Genomic DNA, 18,171 nt, shown 5'->3' with positions numbered 1-18,171 from the left:
TATTTTCCTAGATTATTATTATATTTTAGTATATCATTTTATAAACTAAAAGCGGTCAAAATCTGTGTGCGCAATTAACGAACCTGGCTCTGCCACAATGACTTTCTTTTTGTCGTCAATTCTTTTAATTTTTACTAAAGAAAGATGACCTTCAATTAATTTAACATCATCAAAATCTGCTTCACATAAAACGCAAACACCAGCAATGTTACCATTAAATTCTCTAACTAATTGCTGCATTCCTGTTAAAGTGCCGCCTGCCATCATATAGTCATCTATCAGCAAAACATTAGAATTTTCTTTTAACACTCTAGTTGGCAATTCCATTTTAGAAACACGATCAAGTGAAGAAGAAATATAGTTTACTGAAACTGTCGCACCTTCTGTGACTTTTGAACGCTTACGTGCAATGATAAAAGGCACATTTAAATAGCGGGCAACTGCCTGTGCTAAAGCAATACCCTTAGTTTCAATAGTCATTACAACATTAATGTCAGAATATGCATACCTGGTAGCAATTAACTTGCCAATCTTATCCAAGTCTTGTGGATTGCCAATGATATCGGACAGATAAACAAATCCTCCCGCTAAAATACGGTCAGGATCCTCAATGCGATTTGCCAATTCATTTAAATATTTCTGAGCATGCTTTTTACCCCAAAAAGGAATATAGCGCACTCCCCCAGCTGCGCCAGCGACGGTTTCTAAGATACCATCTTGATTATTTGCTAAAGTATGTTTCAAAATCGCAAGATCTTCCGAGATCGAAGACTTTGCTGCACCATATCTTTTTGCAAAAAATGGCAGCGGAATTAAGTCATGTGGTCGTTCCATCAAATATTTAGTCATATCAACTAATCTCTCTGAACGTTTCATAGAATTACCCTCCTATTGTTTGTCTTTTGCCAGTTACTACTATACACTCAACCATAAAAAAAGGCACTAACATTTTACCAAATGTTAATGCCAAAAAGTAATTTCTAGATAATCGCTTTAGTCTTACTGCACAGCGTCATCAAATTTTAATGTGATATTTTTGGTTAACAAATCCGTATAACTATAAGAAACATGTTCAAAATTATTTGAATCTTGATCCAAATCAACTACAAAAACTGCGGGAAAAGTATTCTTTAAAATTCCACGTCTTTTTGTAACTTTCTTACGTCCGGCTCTTGCAACTACAGTCAACGAATCACCCAAATGTGAATCCAGCTTACTCTTAATGGTCATAATAGATGTTGGCAATGAAAACAACTCCTTTGGGTTGAATTATACCACTTTATTATTATTTTTTCAATTCTTTTTAAAAAGTACCACAGAATATTTTCGTCAATTTTTAACTGGCACACTTGCAGCAATTTGGACAAATTGCTTAAGAGTTAGCTGTTCTGGGCGAATTTGAGAATCGACTCCTAATGACTTAATTAAATGTATTCGATCATCATTGTTTGGTATGAGTACTTTCAAATTGTTATTTAATGTTTTCCGCCTTTGTGCAAAGCACATCTTAACTACCCAATTAAAGTGCTGAGGATCAGCTATATCAATTTTATTTTCCGCAGGTAAAGGCTTTAAAACCACGACACTGGAGTCAACTTTTGGTCTGGGAATAAAAGAAGAACTTTTTACAGTCATAAATGACTGAACAGACATTTCTGTTTGAACAGCGATTGTTAAAGGGCCATATTCTTTTGTCCCTGAATGAGCACTCAAACGATCTGCTACTTCTTTTTGCATCATCAGCGTCAAGCTGGCAAATTTTAATTCAGAATTATTAAGGAAGAAAATTATCGGCGTGGTAATGTAATAAGGAAGGTTAGCCACAACTTTGATTGGCTTGCTTAGATCAAAGAAATCACCCAAATCCTGCTTAAAATCAGCTTTTAAGATGTCTTTCATTTTAAGCTTAAACCGGACACTCAGTGGTGCTCCAGCAATTTTTGTCGGTAGTTCGTTGTGCAATATTTCAGGAAGTTTTTCATCTATCTCATAAGCAAAAACCTTCGCTCCTGCCTTCAGCAATTGTTCGGTTAAAGACCCAATTCCAGGGCCAATTTCGATTACCTGGTCATCTTTTTTAATGTCAGCAGCTTGCACAATACCTTGAAGAGCATCCAAGTCTACTAAAAAATTCTGACCCAAACTTTTTTTAGCTTTCATAAAATAGCGATTAATAATTGCCTGAGTTCTAACAGGAGAACCAATAGGAATCTCAGTGTTCATCTTGAACCTCCTCAACAGCTTGCTTAAGTTCAGCAAGTGAAATACCAAAAGTTTGTAAACGGTGATAAAACTGCTTGCCATTGCCATAGCCAATACGGAGTTTATTGCCAACTAATTCACGCAATTTACGAGAATTAGAGCCACTTGCTAGGCCTAGTTTTTGATATTTTGCTTTCGTAAGATCACTTACCGGCTGTTTTTTTTCATGTAAATCACTCAGGGCTTTTGTTAAAGCCTCTTTTGATGCATGTTCAACGCCAAGGGAACCTTTTTTATGCGGCTCTCCCTCTTTTCGAGTAATAAAAGCCTGTTTAGCTGTTGGTACTGCCTGAGTCACTATGCGCCTTATCCGTTCACCATTTAAGTCAGGATCAGTCAAGACGATAATATCTCTTTTGTGAGCTAATTTCTGCAACTGTATCAGCACTGTTTCAGGCACATCGGAGCCGTTAGTTTCAATTGTTTCAATGCCCGGAAAAAACTGCTTAAGCCGAATAGTATCGTCTTTTCCCTCAACAACTACAACAGCATTAAAATGTTTTTTAATTAAGTCCATAGACCCTCATCGTATTTGCATATGTTGCCTGAGCAACTTCTTCTAGCGGAAGACCTTTTAATTCAGCAATTGCCCGGGCCACATAATAAACATTTGCAGGTTCATTTTGCTTGCCTCGATACGGCTTAGGAGTGAGATAAGGTGCGTCCGTTTCAACTAATAAACGCTCCAAAGGAGTTTTTTGAGCCGCTTCATGCACTTCCACCGCTTTAGTAAAAGAAACAACCCCTGAATAAGAAAAATACACATTCAAATCTAAGAACTTCGTCAGCCATGAAATATCGCCATTAAAGCTGTGCAAAATTGCACCATATTCTAAATTGCTGCTTTTTAGTATTTCGTAGCAATCGCTAAAAGCATCCCTAGTGTGAATATCAACTGGCTTTTTTAATTCATGGGCCAGTTCAACCTGCCTGGCAAAAACTTCTCTTTGTTTGTCACGAGGAGATTCATCCCAATAATAATCAAGGCCTACTTCACCTAAGGCAACCACACCAGGCAGTTGTAACTGCTCGATCAATAAATCTTCTGCTTTTTGGTCATAATCTTTAGCAACATCAGGGCAATAGCCAACCATCGCATAAACTTGAGTAAAACGCTGACTTAAATCAATCGCGCGCTTGTTAAAATCAGGATCCTGCCCTGCACAAATTATTTTGGTCACACCCAGTTTTTGTGCCCGGTCAAGATAAAACTCTTCTTTACCGCGAAAGGGCTCATCTTGTAAATGGGTATGGTTATCAATTAACTCCATTAACTTAGTTCTGCCCCGATTTCGTGCTCGTCACCAACCAAGGCTAATTTGACTGCACCATTTTTCTCACTGGACAAAAGCATACCTTGACTCAAATGACCCAGCATCTTACGTGGCTTAAGATTAGTTACGGCCAAAACTTTTCTGCCAAGTAATTCACTGGCATTAGGATAATATTGCCGAATACCACTTAAAATCTGTCTTTCATCGCCATTGCCAAAGTCCATTTGGAACTGCAGCAATTTCTTAGACCCTTGAACAGGCTCAACAGATAAAATTTTGCCAACTTGAATTTTAACCTTAGCGAAATCGTCAATTGAAATTTCTTTATCCTGACCTTGTTCGCTACGGCTTTCCTTCTTAGGTTTAGCTTTTGCCATCTCATCTTTAATGTATTTAATTTCTTCTTCAGGCTTAACTCTTGGGAAAATTGGTTTTGGATCAGAGATGACTTGAGTTTTCCAAGCACAGGCACCAAACTCTAATTTCTTTTGTTCATCATTGTTCCAGTCTAGACCTAATTGTCTGAACATTTCAACTGGGGTTCTGGTCATAATTGGTGCAATTAATAAGGCAATAATTCGCAGGCTCTCTGCCAAGTTTGACATTACACGAGCTAGAGCAGCAGATTTTCCTTCCTTGTTTAAGTTCCAAGGCATAGTTTCATCAATATACTTATTAGCACGATTAATAAACTTCCAAATATCCTCGATTGCCTGAGTAAAGTGCAAAGTATCCATTTCTTTTTTGTAGCTGGCAATAACTTCTGCTGCTGTTTGGGCCAAATCCTTACCTAAGTCATCCTGCTCTTGCGCAACAGGTTCAACTTTTCCATTTTGATACTGATTGATCATGGATACAGTTCTATTGAGCAGGTTGCCTAAGTCGTTTGCTAAGTCATAGTTAACACGCTCAACAAAGTCCTCGGGGGTAAAGACACCGTCAGAGCCAAACGGCAAAGCACGCATCAAGTAGTAGCGTAAAGCATCTACACCGTAGCGATTAATAATAGATTCAGGATAAACTGCGTTACCCTTCGACTTGGACATCTTGCCGTCTTTCATTAATACCCAGCCGTGACCAATGACGTGCTTAGGTAACGGTAATCCCAAAGCCATCAACATAATCGGCCAGTAAATAGTATGGAAGCGCACAATTTCTTTACCTACAAGATGAATGTCTGCAGGCCAATATTTCTTAAATAATGAATCATCATCTGAACCGTACCCCAATGCAGTAATATAGTTAGATAACGCATCAATCCAAACATAAACAACATGTTTAGGATCACTTGGTACTGGAATACCCCAAGAAACAGTAGTTCTAGTAACTGAGAGGTCTTCAAGACCCGGTTTTAAGAAATTGTTGACCATTTCCTTTTCGCGAGAATGAGGCAGGATAAAATCAGGATGATCTTGGTAGTATTGGTAAAGCCTATCAGCATATTTACTCATCTTGAAAAAGTATGAAGGTTCCTTAACAAGCTGCACTTCGTGACCTGATGGGGCCTTACCACCAATCACATTACCATCATCGTCTTTATAAACTTCAGCCAATTGTGATTCTGTGAAGTACTCTTCATCTTCTACTGAATACCAGCCAGTATATTCACCAAGGTAAATATCACCCTGTTTTAACAGTTGTTCAAAAATCTTCTGGACACCTTTTACGTGCTCTTTATCAGTTGTCCGGATAAATTTGTCGTAAGAAATATCAAGGCTTTTCCACAACTTTTTATAAATAACAACCATTTTATCCACAAATTCTTGCGGTTTAACCCCTTGCTTTTCAGCTTTCTGTTCAATTTTTAATCCATGTTCATCAGTACCGGTTAAAAAGAAGGTGTCGTAACCCTGACTACGTTTGTAGCGTGCCATCACATCTGCTGCGATAGTAGTATACGCATTACCAATAGTCAATCGACCAGACGGATAGTAAATTGGTGTTGTAATATAGAAAGTTTTTTTATCAGCCATTTTCATTTTCTCCTTAATTTTTGTTTAATTATATTATATTATACTACACCAACAAAAAAGCGAATTCCTTACGGAGTTCTCTTTTTTAGTAGATATTTAGCATTTTGTGCTTATTTTTAGATTAAAAACTTTTCACCTTTTAAATAAAAATGCTTGATAACTGTAGTCAGTAAAATATATAGAACAAGTATAGCAAATACTACCCACATGAATTCAATTGGCATCTTGCCAAAACCCAGCTTTGTTGCTAGGAATGAAAATGGAATTAAAGTTCCAATTACTCCTGCACCAAATGTAGCCAATGTAACTGCTGGTGCTGCGTGCTGTTTAATAAACGGCAAACGCGGATCACGCAGTGCGTGAATAACCATTTCTTGAGTCCAAAGTGATTCAATAAACCAACCAGTGTGGAAAAGAGCCACAAATGCTACTTTTTGTGTTGCTCCAAGTGCGCTATAATTGCCACCGACTAATTGGGGGCAAATTACAAAGAATAATAGGGCAAATGTCAAAATGTCAAAAACAGATGAAGTTGGACCGAAATAAAACATAAATTTAGGTAGCTTCTTAGTTGACCATGTTCGTGGTTCCTTTAAAAACTTATCAGACATATCATCAAATGGCAGTGCTAGACAACTAGTTCCATAAAGTAAATCGAGAACTAACAGTTGCAATGGCAGCATTGGCAGGAAAGGCAAGAATGAAGAAGCCACCATAATTGACAAGATATTCCCAAAATTGGAAGAAAGAGTAATCTTAATATACTTCATAGTATTGCCAAATACTTTGCGCCCAATTCTTACGCCTTCTTCTAGTACATTCAAATCCTTATGCAGCAAAATAATATCAGCTGATTCCTTGGCGATATCGACAGCTGTATCAACTGAAATTGAAACATCGGCTGCTTTCATCGCTGGCGCGTCATTGATGCCATCACCCATGTAGCCTACTGTATGACCGTTTTTCTTTAGCAGGTTAATGATTTTGGTTTTATCTTCTGGTGATAATTTGACAAAAATGTTGCACTCTTCCACCATTTTAGCTAATTCTTCTGGTTTCTTACCCTCTAAATCTGCACCTGAATAAACTGTATCAACATTTAAACCCACCTGCAGACCCACAGTTCTGGTAACTGCCTCATTGTCACCTGTTAAAATTTTAACGTTGATACCATCATATCTTAGACGTGCCAAAGCATCTTTAGCACTTTCTTTAGGCGGATCAAGAAAGGCCAGATAGCCACATAAAATAAGGTCATTTTCATCTTTAACCGAAAATTCCCCAACAGGAGCAGGATTACGCTTGTATCCCAGCATGATCACGCGCAAGCCGTCATCATTCATGTCATTTACTTTAGCCATTACCTTTTGCTTACGTTCAGGGGTTAAAGGCAGAATCTGACCGTCAACTTCAAGCTTGGTAGCAACAGCCATCATTTCTTCTGAAGCACCCTTTGTTACTAACAGGTGCTCACCATGTTGCTCATCAGAGTTTTCCACCACGACACTCATGCGCCTTCTGGAAAAATCAAAGGGGATTTCATCGATTTTATTGTAATCACGCTGAATTTCATTAATATCCAATTCATCGCCGGCAGCTTCAATAATTGCTTTATCAATCAGATTTTTCATCCCTGTTTGGTAGTTAGAATTAAGGTAGCCTAACTCCAAAATACGCGGATTTTCTCTTAAGTTGAGATCATAATGGCGTTCCAAAACTACTTTATCCTGCGTTAATGTTCCCGTCTTATCCGTACACAAGATATCAGCAGAGCCGAAGTTCTGTATTGAATTCATCTTTTTAACAATGGTGCCCTTTTTTGACATCTCAATTGACCCCTTGACCAGATTGGTGGTCACAATGACTGGCAGCATCTCAGGGGTTAAGCCAACAGCTGTAGCAATTGAGAAAATCAAAGCATTGACCCAGTCACCTTTGGTAATGCCATTAATGATGAAGACCAAAGGAGCAATGATGGCAGTCATGATAATCAATAATTTAGAAACATTTTTGATACCAATGTCAAAGGTAGTATTCTTAACATCATTATGTGAAATATCATGAGCCAATTTGCCGAACATGGTTCTTTCACCAGTAGCAAAGACAATGCCCAACCCCGAACCGGATACGATTGTCGTGCCCTCGTAGAGAATGTTGGGGTAATCAAGATAGTCGCGATCAGCACCAAGCTTAGGTTTTTCTGTAGCAATCTTTTCTACCGGATTTGATTCACCATTTAATGAACTGGATGAACAAAAGAGGTCCTTACTAGTCAAAAGACGCATGTCTGCCGGTACCATGTCACCAGCAGCCAGGCGAATTACATCACCAACAACTACTTCACTAGTATCAATTTCCTGGTCTTTGCCATCACGAATAATATCTGTTGTGACAGAAACCATTTTCAATAGTGAATCTACCGCATTTGAAGACCTAACGTTTTGGACAAAACTGGTAATACCAGAAATTAAAACCATCGTTAGCATAATTGCAACGGTTGTCAGATCTTTTTCACCTGCTGGCACAAAAATATAATCAGTAAACAAAGACAAAGTTGCTAGAACTAGCAATACTAATGTAAAAGGAGTAATAAAAGCTTCAGCTAAAAAACGCAACTTAGAATTATGTTTATTTGAAGCAATAGTATTAGAACCGTATTCCTCCCTATTTTCTTCGGCTTGCTTGCTGGTTAACCCGTTACTGCTCGCATGTAGCCTCGCCAAAGTTTCTGATCTGCTTTCCTTGGCAATTGCCTTTACCAAAGCCAAATCCTTGTTGCTAGTTGTGCCATTTGGTTTTTTCAGCATTATCCCCACTCCTCATCACAGAATTATTCAAACAAACTAAAAAAGGGCCGCCTTTGCTAACCGCTTGGCGTCCCTTTTCAACAGGTATTATTATACTCATCGTTCAGTTTTAACACTACGTGACGTAAGTCTTACAGCTAGCTATCTGGTTTTCGCCTTATATCGACGAAAACTATTTGACCCGTTGGCATCTCTGGATGTTTCCGGGCGATAGCATTTGTTCACGTAGGAGTCTCACCTAACAGTTTATTTGTTGTTTATTTAATTTGCATTGTGAGTGTAATACATAACACATGATAAAGTCAACATTTTTATCTTTTTTTATTTATCTTTTTTTAGGTTCAAATTGTTTTTGAAGAAATAAATCAAACCGCCAATTAATAAAGCAAGCGCCAAGGCTATAGGCAGGGCCAACCTGTGAGGGTGAGAAAGCTGTGCTCGCTCATCACTGGACAAATCATACTTATCCAGTGAATATTGGTAACGTTGATCAATAGTAGTGGCACATGCTCTAAATACAAAACGCAATCCTTCATTAAATTTCTTTTTATTAGTGCTGCGCAATTTATCGGATTGTGAACGAATGATATTGCCGCGCACATCGGCTGAAAATGCGCTGTGCAGGTCTTTACTGGAGTAAATTTGCACATTGCGCTTTTTATTTTTAGTGCCAACAACAATAAAAACCGTCCGCTTATACTTATTTAACTTTGCCGGTGTTAAGTGATCAATCCGATTCACCGTTTTAACAATAATTTGTGGCTGCTCACTAGTCTGAAAATAACGATCATTTTTCGCTAAAATTAATTTACTGGTTTCCCGCTCAAGCAGATTGCTGTTATCTTTAATATTAGGACTTGCAAAACCGGTCATTGTTAGAAAAATACCAATTAAAGCAGTAAATAATGCTAGTTTAGTTTTCAGCGTCTTCCAGTTTATGGGCCAATTGCTCCACATATTGCCGATCGATCTTAATTTGTTCATAAGGAACCCCGCAATCTTTAAAAAGTTTAATCGCAAGTGGGCTGTCATTGTAATCAAAATAATAATTGATTTTTTTAACTCCAGCCTGCACTAACGCTTTAGCACAATTATAACAGGGAAAGTGTGTAACATAAATTTCTGTGTCATCAGTTGAAACGCCGTTACGTGCACATTGGATCAGTGAATTCATTTCAGAATGAATGGTGCGCACACAGTGCCCGTCAACCAGTTGGTGACCAACATCATCGCAATGAGGCTGTCCCGTAACAGAACCGTTATAGCCTGTGCCAATGATCCGATTCTTTTTCACTAAAACACTACCCACTAATGCCCGATCACATGTCGAGCGCTGAGCAATTACTAGGGCCTGCATCATAAAGTACTGCTTCCAGGGAATTCGCTTACGCATTTTTTTACCTCTTAAAATAATTCAAACCGATTGCATCCCTTACCTCCTGTAAGGTCTGGTTTGCGACTTCGTTTGCTTTTTTAGAGCCCTCAATTAACATATCATAGACAGCAGATGTATTCTGTTCGTACTTAGCGCGCCGTTCACGTATTGGAGTCAGTTCTTTTTCCAATACTGTATTTAAATAACGCTTAATTTTGACATCACCCAAGCCGCCTTTTTGGTAATCTTCTTTTAATTGCGCTACCTTATCCTTGTCAGGATCAAAAATATCAAGGTAGGTAAAGACAGTGTTACCCTCAACTTTGCCTGGATCTTCAACATGAATGTGCTGGGGATCAGTATACATTGACATTACCTTTTGTTCAACGGTCTTGGCATCGTCAGAAAGATAAATAGCATTATTTAAGGATTTAGACATTTTGGCATTACCATCTAATCCGGGTAAGCGCCCTTCGCCCTTTTCTGGAAAGTAACCTTTTGGTTCTACTAATACATTGCAGTTATAAACGCGGTTAAAAGTACGCACTATTTCACGCGCCTGCTCTAGCATTGGCTCCTGATCATCACCAACCGGCACCAAAGTTGCTTTAAAGGCTGTGATATCTGCTGCTTGTGACACTGGATAATTTAAAAAGCCAACGGGAATGGAATCATTAAAACCCTTTTGCTTGATTTCAGCTTTAACAGTCGGATTACGTTCCAAACGGCTAACTGTAACTAAATCCATATAATAGGCCGTTAATTCAAACAAGGCAGGTATTTGTGATTGAATAAAAACTGTAGAAATTTCAGGATCGATGCCAACTGCTAAATAGTCCAGCGCTACTTGAATTAAACTTTTTTGGATTTTTTCAGGATTACGCGCATTATCAGTTAATGCTTGTGTATCAGCTATCATGATAAATGGATGATATTCGCCTGAGTTTTGCAATTTAACCCTGTTTTTTAACGAGCCAATATAGTGTCCCACATGCAATTTCCCTGTTGGGCGGTCACCTGTAAGGATAACTTTCTTTTTCATCATACTTTACCTTCCTTAAATAATTAAAATCTTTTTAATGTGATAATTATATTAATTCTACCAAAAATCGTGCAATGATTAAACATGGAGGAAAAAATGTGCAATCAATTTCAACTGCCAAGTTTAGCAGAAATTAAAAAATACTTAGTAAATGACTTAAATTTGCCTCTAGTAGAGCCGGCAAGCAATTTGCCTCAAAATCAGGGCATTTTTCCTAAGGGAATTGCCCCGGTACTAGTCTACACAGATAATCAATTGCAATTGTTGCCTAAATCTTGGGGTTATCCTAGTCCATTTGATCACAAAAAAGTTGTATTTAATGCGCGAATTGAACGCTTTTTTGAAGAAAAACGGTCAATGTGGGATTCTTCTTTTGCCAAATCTCGTTGTATTATTGTTGCCAGCCAATTTTTTGAATCAGGACATAATACTTATTCTGCCGCAAATGGTCATACATACCATGAACGCTTCAGTTTCAAGAATACAAAGGGTGCATTAACACTAATTGCCGGAATTTATCAAAAGGATCATTTTTCAATGGTTACTACTCAGCCAAATAAGACTTACGCTGAAATTCATAACCGGATGCCTTTAGTTCTCCAGGCTGCTGAACTGCGCCAATGGCTATTTCAGAACTTTTCATCCTTAGTTGATCGCAGCCAGTTAAGTCTTGATTCTGTTAAGTTACCACCTAAAAAGTAATAACAATATCTCCAAATTAATTCAAACAGCTTCTCGCTCCTATTTATTATTATGCAAATTGAGACTAGAGCTCTTAAAAAATGACATTACTTTAGGACATTTTTCTTCTCTTAGCAGCTTACTTGTAAAATTTTAAAAAACAAAACTTGGTTTCGAAAACGAAACATGGTAAACTGTTTGAGTAATGCGGGTATAGTTTAATGGTAAAATGTTAGCTTCCCAAGCTGAAGATGCGGGTTCGATTCACGCTATCCGCTTAAATAAAAAGCAATGGCTTTACTAGCTATTGCTTTTTTTGTTTATCAAATTATTAATGTAAGGCTATTATATCTGTTTTGTTTATATAATATTTAAATATACTATAAATATATATTAATTTATTTTGGTATAATTATCAATCATTTAGTGTTAATATAAATTTAGGTATTATTTTTAAAATTAATGTCAGTTTGGTTCTGGTTTTAATTTTGTAAGATCAAAAGGTATAATAATGAATTCAAAATTTAATTTACACGGCAGAGAAAAATTAATATTAACTAGTGTCGCTACAGCAGTTCTAGGTTTAATTGCTATGAATCCTGCTGTCATTAAAGCTGATACTGCAGTAACTAAACCCTTGACTACAAAAAGAGAAGTAATTAATAAGCATAAAAATAAGTACAAAGAGTTTTATCAAAATACTAATAGCTTAAAAAACAAGAATATAGGCAATAATACTAATATTTATGTTGCTAATAATACAGATGTTAACCCATTAAAAAGCAGTGCCACCACTAGCACAAATTCTAGTCCTACTCTTAATACTGCAGACCAACTTCAGCCATCAAGTGTTCAAAACATAAAAGATGCGCAAAAATCCTCAACAGGAACTATGTTAGCTAAGGAAGAGGATCCTGAATCAGTAATGACTGGTGAGTGGGACGGATTAAAAGTAACACTTGATGTTGATGCACGTGTATGCACTATTTCAGGAGGGACTATTACTGATCCTGATCAACTTATTCCCTATATTCCCAATACATTCGGACTCGCTGAAACATTAAAGTTTGATGGTCCGTTGAAAATTATTGGTAAAGCAAACGGGATATTTTCTGACCTTGCTTACACTACTAAAATTGAAGGTTTAGAAAATATTGATACATCTCAAGTTACTAGTATGAGTCAAATGTTTAGTGGATGTGAGAAGTTAAAACAACTTGATTTAAGCAGTTTTGACACCAGAAACGTTAGGAATATGTACGCAATGTTTCAAAATTGTAAAAGTCTTACCAGCTTATCCCTTAAAAATTTTGATACGACCAAAGTTAATGAAATGACTAACATGTTTAATAATTGCACCAATCTATCCAGTTTAGATCTTAGCAGCTTTAATACTTCTCAAGTTAACAGTATGTTTAACATGTTTGGCTATTGTACTAGTCTTTCCAGCCTAGATCTTAAGAATTTTGATACTGCTAAAGTGCTTGAAATGTCAGCTATGTTTAGCAATTGTATTAACTTAAAAACTTTGGATATCAGTAATTTCAATACGCTTTCTGCAAAGAAAAGTTACATGCTAGCCGGAGCTTCTAATTTGAATACTTTAATTTTAGGGCCAAATTGTTCTCTTAAAAATACTGCACTAGATAGACCTGGCTTTTGGCTAAATGTTGGCAGCGGCACTATGGAGCATCCTGAAGGCAGTAAACATTGGACATCCAAGGAATTAATGTCCAAATATACAGGTGCACAAGATCATGATACTTATGTTAGAACAAATTCTGCAGTTATAGAGCACTTTCTGGATGAATCAGGAAAAAGCATAGCTCCGGATAATGCTTTAACTGGAAACAGTGGTGATCCATATTCCAGTAGTGCCAAAGACATTAATGGCTATATTTTAAAAACTAGTCCGGCAAACACCAAAGGAACTTTTTCTGACCAAATTCAAGAGGTTACTTATATTTATGCTAAGAAACCGAAACAAACCGGCTCCCACTATATTGGAGAAGGAGTCGTTACAGTTCATTACCAAGATGAAAATGGCCAGCAGCTTGCTCCTGATCGGGTTCTAACCGGTAACGTCGGAGATGGTTATCTTACGCAAGAAGTAAAATTGACTGGCTATAATTTGACCCAAAGACCAAATAATGCCACTGGTTTCTATACTGATAGGCCGCAAAGTGTCACCTATATTTACTCGCAAAACGTCACAAACCGGACTGCAGTAAGGAGAACAGTTTTTCATAATTCCTACCTGTACGACCAAAATGGTAGCCGTAAAACTGGCGAATACTTTACGGGCAAGACTATTTGGACTTATGGTACTAAAGTTATTCAGGGCAAGAAGTATTACGAATTAGGTCAAAATAACTATATTAAGGCTACTAACGTCTCAGGTGTTAAGCGCAAGCTCAGGCGCAACAGCTACGTTTACAGTAAAGCAGCTAAAAAGTTGCAGCGTAAAGCCTTAAAGAAAGGGCAAAAAGTTAGAACTTATGGCGCAGCCGTTAAGATCCAGCAGAAGTTATATTATATCGTAGGAAAAAAACAATACGTCAAAATGAGTAACTTTTAATAAATATTACAAGTAAAAAAATAAGAGTCAGGAAATTTTTTCTGACTCTTTTTTTAATTTCAATACTTTAAGTCATAATCATTAGGAGGACCCCATTTAAAATTGCTAAATAAATCGGCATCCATAAGGTTTGCGTATAAAGGTATGACCAGGCAAAAAGGGCTCCAAAAATTATATTAATTAGTAATAATGGCAGTGAGCTTTGCCAATTAAGTAAACTAAACAGAAGCCCTGAAGTTAGTATTCCTAGAATTGCAGCTGAAACAGTATTGCTCCTAAAAGCATAATTGAATAAAAAGCCGGTAATTAAAAATTCTTGCAGTATTGGTAAAACGATGCCAATTGCAACTACTAAAAACCAGTAGGTCGCTACTCCTTCATGATGCAAATATGCAATTTGAAAATTATATAATTTAAGTCTGCCATAGGATTGCAACCAGGAAACACTGATACGCAATGCTGTTACCACAGCAGTCAAACTAACGATTAAGCCAAAGTTGCTAAGCCAAGTTCCCGCAAAACTACGGTCAAAAAAGCGTTGTTCCCTATTAAAACGATAAATAAAAAACAGTGAGACCATTAACGAGATAGTTGCAAATAAGATTAGATCCCAAATATGAATTGGTGAATTAGCAGTAACTAACTTAATCACCCCGACAACCATCAAATAGCTAATGAAATAAATAAGATAGCGTATGATGTTGCCTTGCCTTGATGCTGGTGTATTCACAAAAATTACCTCTATACTATTATGTACCTTACAAGTTCCATATTATAGCAAAAAAAGATACCTATATAAAATATCAAGGTAATTTTTCTTAATCTACACTAACATTATTTATATCTTCTAAAGCAATTTTTTGACCGTCAACAATAATGCCGTCTTCACTATAACCATTGACAAAGCCGCAGATATCAGCTGGTAATTGATTATCACTGTTCATAACTTTAACCTGCAGATGGACCATGCGGTGATTGCCATATGCTTTAAGCAGCAGCAAGCTTATGTCTTCTATACTCATAGTATCTTTAGCAGGGTGCTTTACGCTGCGCTTTTGCTTATCTTTATTAATTGCCATAGTATGATCGCTCAAAAAGAAACCCTGCCACTTTTTCATTTTGCGATCTTGGTAGTTTTTAAAAAAATCTTGAACTACTTTATCAAAATCATTCATATGCATTTCCGCCATTGTGTCCACCAACTAGGCTGCTACGCCTTATCGCCGTTGCACCCTTAGACAGACTTGAGGCTTTTACTAAACTGGTAAAACCATATTTTTTCCTAATTTTGTCAACAGTTATATTTATTGTGTGCTTTTTAATTTGCTGCGTCGCGGGAACAAAAAAGGTTAGTTGCTGACAATTATCTGGTGTCAAGCGGCTACAATTAACTCCTAAGGCTCGGACCGTTTCTCCACGCCAGTTTTTACGAAAAAGTGCCAGTATTTCTTCAACCAACAAATCATTATCGTTAGTGGGACAAATTTTTTGCTGCACGTTAAAGCCTTTGCGACTGCCATCTTGTTCATACTTAGAAAAGCCAACAAACAAGCTAATACAGCCTGCTTGCAATCTATGTGCCCTTATTCTGGCACCTACCTGCTCGCCAATTTCACGTAAAACTATTTCAATTTCTCGCTGATTTGTATAATCACGGTTTAAGATCTGAGAATTACCGTAATTTTTCATTATGGGAAAATATTCTTCACTGATAATGCTGCGATCAACTCCCCAGCTAATCGCAAATAACTGTTCGCCAATCACGCCAAACTCATTTTTTAAAATTGCTGGATCGGTGTGTGCCAGTTCATACATATTATTAATATGCAAACGGCGCAAACGGGCAGCTATTCTTTTGCCAATTCCCCAAACTTCTTCCATATCTTTAATTTGCCAAATAGTATCCGGTACATCGATATAATGCCAGTAATCAATCATTGAGCGGCGGTGCTTGGCCGATATGTCCATTGCCAGTTTTGCCAGCAAGGGATTCTCTCCAATCCCGCAAGTAGTATAAAGACCAATCTTATTTTTAATTTCAACTTGTATTTTGCGTGCAACCAGATAAGGATCATCCCCAAACAAACGCCATGATTTAGTCATATCAATCATGCTCTCATCAATTGAATAAACATGGATATCTTCATCGGCTGCATACTTCTGAAAAATCTCCAGTACCTGCATACTACGTTTGATATATAAATTCATATGTGGTTCTGCCAAAATGAGATCCGGTGCATCTTTTTTTGCAGGTAAATCGCGCACCCGCATGACATTGGTTAAGCCATATTTTTTCTTCGCTAAAGGTGAAGCCGCCATAATTAGCCCCGAACCGTAATTTGTATGTGGCTGATGCGAAACAACCGCTAATACAGCTTTCATCGGGTTTAGTCCTAATTGCAATGCCTCACAACTAGCAAAGAATGATTTGTTATCAATCATAAAAATTAAACGATGAGGTTCATAACGATAATCATACATTACTCTCACTTCCTATTGCAAACTTATGTTCGCTAAAATAAATTATACAAACACAAGTTCGAATAATCAAGCAAAAAATTATTTAATCGCTTTAATCGTTACCCGATACTCTCCAGCTGGTGCCACTACTTTCACGGTTTCACCAACTTCTTTTTTCATGATTGCCTGCCCTAACGGTGAATCAAAAGCAATTTTACCGGCTCCAATATCAGCTTCCATACGACCAACAACTTGATAGGTTTCAGTTTCTGGATCATCAGCAAATTTTAAAGTAACAGTTTTACCCAAATCTACTTTGCCATCAGCTGTTTTTTCAATAATTTCTGCATATTTCAACTGTTTTTCTAAGTAGCGCAAACGACTCTGCAGGTGACCTAGATCACGTTTTGCCTCTGTATATTCGGTATTTTCAGACAAGTCACCCAAAGAGCGTGCTTCCTGCAAAATTTTAATTCTTCGAGGTCGGTCCTTTTTCAAATCAGCAATTTCATCTTTAATTTTTTGATAGCCCTGCGGCGTCATTTTCTGATAATAAACCAAAATATTTTCTCCTAATTTTTTATTTTCAATATTATCCACAAGCTATAATTACTGTTATATAGGCTTTAGCTTTTATAAATTAGCACTCCAAAAATAATAGTGCTAATTATTTCCCTTTTATGAATCTGCATACTATAATAATAATTGCAAGGAAGAAATGGAAGTCTTCTGATACAAATATATAAATTTCGAAAGGAAGTTTTTTACTATGGCAAATGATATGATGAATCGGCACAATGATTTATTCGATGCGATGAACGATTGGTTTGATCTTCCAAGAAAATTTTTCGATGATAACGAAGTAGCAAAATTAATGCAATCAGATGTTGTTGAAAACGACAAAGAATATGTAATCAAAGTTGACATGCCCGGAATGGATAAGGATAAAATACACCTAAATTACAATAATGGTATTTTGAGCGTATCCGGTTCAAGAAAGTCATTTAAGGATATGTCTAAGGACAACAGCATTATTCACCGTGAAAGAAGTGAAGGCCACATTTCACGCAGCTTCAGATTACCAAACGTAGTTGCAAGTGACATTCATGCCAAATACGATAACGGTGTATTGACAATTACCCTGCCAAAGCAACAAGCTGGCGCAAGCGATAACTCAATCCAAATTGACTAATTGTCTTCAAATTATCAAAGTATATTAACTCACTGAAATAATAGAAAGTCTATTTAAATTTGTCTGAACTGTTTTTAAAATAAAACTTTTCAGAAACAATAAAATAAACCAACCAGATCACAGTCTGGTTGGTTTATTTTGTTTCTAACTTGTTTAAGGGTTTTTGATCACGCAAAAATAGTATTAAAGTTCTCAGAGACAATTGATCTCTTTTTTAAATAGTTTTAGTCTAATAATAATTTTAATATAGCTGTTCTTGCTGCTTGGTCATTACAAAATACCCAGTCTACTAGAGCAAAGACCACCTCACCTTTTAATCTTTTTCATCCTCAAGATTATTAGCTACTAAATTCAAATAACCAATGGCGCAACAAGTATTTTTCTTAACGATTTAGATAAAACCGCGGCACCAATTTTAGCAGATGCTATTAAAAGCATGTCGCAGAATTATCAACAAAGTGTTCAAAATATTCCAGCATAAAATACAACAGAAAATACTCAAGATATGATTGTAGAATTAAAGCAAT

General features: G+C 36.9%; 17 protein-coding genes, 1 tRNA gene and 1 riboswitch. Of the genes, 4 read left to right on the top strand and 14 right to left on the bottom strand.

Annotated features, from left to right (window positions below):
* Positions 1 to 45: 45 nt before the first annotated feature.
* The 10 genes from purR to trpS form a co-directional block, all read right to left on the bottom strand.
* Positions 46 to 876, bottom strand: coding sequence for a pur operon repressor (gene purR, locus H3U49_RS04150; protein WP_198179926.1), 831 nt, complete (start codon positions 874 to 876; stop codon positions 46 to 48).
* A gap of 123 nt (positions 877 to 999) precedes the next feature.
* Positions 1,000 to 1,245, bottom strand: a complete 246-nt coding sequence (locus tag H3U49_RS04145; protein ID WP_046332563.1) for a Veg family protein — start codon at positions 1,243 to 1,245, stop codon at positions 1,000 to 1,002.
* Between the two features lie 84 nt (positions 1,246 to 1,329).
* Entirely contained in the window at positions 1,330 to 2,223 is an 894-nt protein-coding gene (rsmA, locus tag H3U49_RS04140; RefSeq protein ID WP_198179924.1) for a 16S rRNA (adenine(1518)-N(6)/adenine(1519)-N(6))-dimethyltransferase RsmA, read from the bottom strand.
* Positions 2,213 to 2,779 (bottom strand): ribonuclease M5, encoded by a 567-nt coding sequence (gene rnmV, locus H3U49_RS04135; RefSeq protein WP_198179922.1) that lies wholly within the window; start codon positions 2,777 to 2,779, stop codon positions 2,213 to 2,215. The genes rsmA and rnmV overlap by 11 nt, the downstream gene beginning before the upstream one ends.
* Positions 2,766 to 3,533 carry a TatD family hydrolase gene (locus H3U49_RS04130; RefSeq protein WP_198179920.1) on the bottom strand — a complete coding sequence of 256 codons (768 nt, stop codon included), beginning with the start codon at positions 3,531 to 3,533 and terminating at the stop codon, positions 2,766 to 2,768. Before H3U49_RS04130 ends, rnmV begins: the two co-directional genes overlap by 14 nt.
* A complete protein-coding gene (gene metG / locus H3U49_RS04125) occupies positions 3,533 to 5,509 on the bottom strand; it encodes a methionine--tRNA ligase (protein WP_198179918.1) in 1,977 nt (658 codons plus the stop codon). The genes H3U49_RS04130 and metG overlap by 1 nt, the downstream gene beginning before the upstream one ends.
* A 116-nt stretch (positions 5,510 to 5,625) precedes the next feature.
* A complete protein-coding gene (mgtA, locus tag H3U49_RS04120) occupies positions 5,626 to 8,316 on the bottom strand; it encodes a magnesium-translocating P-type ATPase (RefSeq protein WP_198179916.1) in 2,691 nt (896 codons plus the stop codon).
* Between the two features lie 87 nt (positions 8,317 to 8,403).
* Positions 8,404 to 8,569: riboswitch (M-box (ykoK) riboswitch) on the bottom strand.
* A 68-nt stretch (positions 8,570 to 8,637) separates the two neighbouring features.
* Positions 8,638 to 9,273: a TPM domain-containing protein gene (locus H3U49_RS04115; protein ID WP_370466820.1), complete on the bottom strand. Its 636-nt coding sequence runs from the start codon at positions 9,271 to 9,273 to the stop codon at positions 8,638 to 8,640.
* Positions 9,230 to 9,709, bottom strand: coding sequence for a deaminase (locus H3U49_RS04110; RefSeq protein ID WP_045928576.1), 480 nt, complete (start codon positions 9,707 to 9,709; stop codon positions 9,230 to 9,232). Before H3U49_RS04110 ends, H3U49_RS04115 begins: the two co-directional genes overlap by 44 nt.
* A gap of 4 nt (positions 9,710 to 9,713) precedes the next feature.
* Entirely contained in the window at positions 9,714 to 10,733 is a 1,020-nt protein-coding gene (gene trpS, locus H3U49_RS04105) for a tryptophan--tRNA ligase (protein ID WP_198180080.1), read from the bottom strand.
* A 96-nt stretch (positions 10,734 to 10,829) separates the two neighbouring features.
* On the opposite strand from trpS, the gene H3U49_RS04100 reads away from it, so the two are divergent.
* The 3 genes from H3U49_RS04100 (at position 10,830) to H3U49_RS04090 (ending at position 13,992) form a co-directional block, all read left to right on the top strand.
* Entirely contained in the window at positions 10,830 to 11,435 is a 606-nt protein-coding gene (locus tag H3U49_RS04100; RefSeq protein WP_198179914.1) for an SOS response-associated peptidase family protein, read from the top strand.
* Between the two features lie 186 nt (positions 11,436 to 11,621).
* Positions 11,622 to 11,692, top strand: a tRNA-Gly gene (locus H3U49_RS04095).
* A gap of 233 nt (positions 11,693 to 11,925) precedes the next feature.
* Positions 11,926 to 13,992 (top strand): MucBP domain-containing protein, encoded by a 2,067-nt coding sequence (locus H3U49_RS04090; protein WP_198179912.1) that lies wholly within the window; start codon positions 11,926 to 11,928, stop codon positions 13,990 to 13,992.
* A 67-nt stretch (positions 13,993 to 14,059) separates the two neighbouring features.
* Here H3U49_RS04090 and H3U49_RS04085 read toward each other — a convergent pair whose 3' ends face one another.
* The 4 genes from H3U49_RS04085 to greA all read right to left on the bottom strand — a co-directional run bounded on the left by H3U49_RS04085 (position 14,060) and on the right by greA (position 17,013).
* Complete coding sequence (locus H3U49_RS04085) at positions 14,060 to 14,722, bottom strand: type II CAAX endopeptidase family protein (RefSeq protein ID WP_198179910.1); 663 nt, start codon at positions 14,720 to 14,722, stop codon at positions 14,060 to 14,062.
* 88 nt (positions 14,723 to 14,810) lie between these two features.
* A complete protein-coding gene (locus H3U49_RS04080) occupies positions 14,811 to 15,182 on the bottom strand; it encodes a hypothetical protein (protein WP_232347613.1) in 372 nt (123 codons plus the stop codon).
* Positions 15,160 to 16,473: a Y-family DNA polymerase gene (locus tag H3U49_RS04075; protein ID WP_198179908.1), complete on the bottom strand. Its 1,314-nt coding sequence runs from the start codon at positions 16,471 to 16,473 to the stop codon at positions 15,160 to 15,162. Before H3U49_RS04075 ends, H3U49_RS04080 begins: the two co-directional genes overlap by 23 nt.
* A gap of 78 nt (positions 16,474 to 16,551) precedes the next feature.
* Positions 16,552 to 17,013 (bottom strand): transcription elongation factor GreA, encoded by a 462-nt coding sequence (gene greA, locus H3U49_RS04070; RefSeq protein ID WP_198179906.1) that lies wholly within the window; start codon positions 17,011 to 17,013, stop codon positions 16,552 to 16,554.
* Between the two features lie 208 nt (positions 17,014 to 17,221).
* On the opposite strand from greA, the gene H3U49_RS04065 reads away from it, so the two are divergent.
* On the top strand, positions 17,222 to 17,644 hold the full coding sequence (locus tag H3U49_RS04065; RefSeq protein ID WP_034978036.1) for an Hsp20/alpha crystallin family protein: 423 nt from the start codon (positions 17,222 to 17,224) through the stop codon (positions 17,642 to 17,644).
* Positions 17,645 to 18,171: the final 527 nt, after the last annotated feature.

The sequence above is a fragment of the Lactobacillus sp. W8174 genome (assembly GCF_016100975.1).
Taxonomy (GTDB): Bacteria; Bacillota; Bacilli; order Lactobacillales; family Lactobacillaceae; genus Lactobacillus; species Lactobacillus juensis.
Note: the sequence above shows the minus strand (reverse complement) of the source record. Positions and strands in the feature narration are given on the sequence as shown.

Coding starts and splice junctions, on each gene's coding strand:
- H3U49_RS04065 (WP_034978036.1), top strand. CDS start 17,222: ATGGCAAATGATATGATGAATCGGCACAATGATTTATTCGATGCGATG.
- rsmA (WP_198179924.1), bottom strand. CDS start 2,223: ATGAACACTGAGATTCCTATTGGTTCTCCTGTTAGAACTCAGGCAATT.
- H3U49_RS04075 (WP_198179908.1), bottom strand. CDS start 16,473: ATGTATGATTATCGTTATGAACCTCATCGTTTAATTTTTATGATTGAT.
- H3U49_RS04130 (WP_198179920.1), bottom strand. CDS start 3,533: ATGGAGTTAATTGATAACCATACCCATTTACAAGATGAGCCCTTTCGC.
- H3U49_RS04110 (WP_045928576.1), bottom strand. CDS start 9,709: ATGCGTAAGCGAATTCCCTGGAAGCAGTACTTTATGATGCAGGCCCTA.
- H3U49_RS04090 (WP_198179912.1), top strand. CDS start 11,926: ATGAATTCAAAATTTAATTTACACGGCAGAGAAAAATTAATATTAACT.
- rnmV (WP_198179922.1), bottom strand. CDS start 2,779: ATGGACTTAATTAAAAAACATTTTAATGCTGTTGTAGTTGTTGAGGGA.
- trpS (WP_198180080.1), bottom strand. CDS start 10,733: ATGAAAAAGAAAGTTATCCTTACAGGTGACCGCCCAACAGGGAAATTG.
- metG (WP_198179918.1), bottom strand. CDS start 5,509: ATGGCTGATAAAAAAACTTTCTATATTACAACACCAATTTACTATCCG.
- mgtA (WP_198179916.1), bottom strand. CDS start 8,316: ATGCTGAAAAAACCAAATGGCACAACTAGCAACAAGGATTTGGCTTTG.
- H3U49_RS04080 (WP_232347613.1), bottom strand. CDS start 15,182: ATGGCGGAAATGCATATGAATGATTTTGATAAAGTAGTTCAAGATTTT.
- H3U49_RS04100 (WP_198179914.1), top strand. CDS start 10,830: ATGTGCAATCAATTTCAACTGCCAAGTTTAGCAGAAATTAAAAAATAC.
- purR (WP_198179926.1), bottom strand. CDS start 876: ATGAAACGTTCAGAGAGATTAGTTGATATGACTAAATATTTGATGGAA.
- H3U49_RS04115 (WP_370466820.1), bottom strand. CDS start 9,273: ATGTGGAGCAATTGGCCCATAAACTGGAAGACGCTGAAAACTAAACTA.